Genomic DNA, 283 nt, shown 5'->3' with positions numbered 1-283 from the left:
CGACTTAGCTCAGTAGGTAGAGCAACTGACTTGTAATCAGTAGGTCACCAGTTCGATTCCGGTAGTCGGCACCATCAAGTCCGGTGGGGTTCCCGAGCGGCCAAAGGGAGCAGACTGTAAATCTGCCGTCACAGACTTCGAAGGTTCGAATCCTTCCCCCACCACCACTTTCTGGCAGCGTAAATGCCGCCGGAGCTGGTTGGAAAAATTAGCCAGCTCAAACTGAAAAAGAGAGAAATCTCTTTTTTTGTTACAGAAAGAACTGGGTAGCCGAGTTTCAGGA

The 283-nt window shown here is 50.2% G+C and carries 1 tRNA gene; it reads left to right on the top strand.

Going from position 1 to position 283, the window contains the following annotated elements:
• Nucleotides 1-82 precede the first annotated feature (82 nt).
• A tRNA-Tyr gene (locus tag DEO48_RS17555) sits at nt 83-167 on the top strand.
• Nucleotides 168-283 lie beyond the last annotated feature (116 nt).

The organism is Enterobacter sp. CGMCC 5087 (genome assembly GCF_003144775.1).
Taxonomy (GTDB): domain Bacteria; phylum Pseudomonadota; class Gammaproteobacteria; order Enterobacterales; family Enterobacteriaceae; genus Enterobacter; species Enterobacter cloacae_M.
Note: the sequence above shows the minus strand (reverse complement) of the source record. Positions and strands in the feature narration are given on the sequence as shown.